The 300-nt window shown below is 42.0% G+C and carries 1 protein-coding gene; it reads right to left on the minus strand.

Translation table 11 applies throughout. From position 1 onward, the window contains the following. Window positions 1-300: hypothetical protein (locus ACVCZW_RS01415; RefSeq protein WP_452231475.1), on the minus strand; the 300-nt coding region annotated here is incomplete at both ends.

Consider the following 300-nt stretch of genomic DNA (forward strand, 5'->3'; position numbering starts at 1 on the left):
CTAAAGTTAAAACAGTTACCGTTTGTGTGCTACTTGTTCCGCAGGTTCCTGGACTCGTGTATTCTATCGTATATGTGGTTCCTGAAAGTCCATTAGTTACCGTTCCGCTAGTTGCGTTTATTGTTGCACCATCGGTTGGTACAGGATTAAAAGTAAAACCCCCACCAAGATCTCCGGTTATATTTGCGGTTCCGCCATCACAAGTTGCTATCATATTAAAAGAAGCGTCTCCTAAAGTTAAAACAGTTACCGTTTGTGTGTTACTTGTTCCGCAGGTTCCTGGACTCGTATATTCTATAG

It is taken from the genome of Lacinutrix sp. MEBiC02595 (assembly GCF_053601555.1).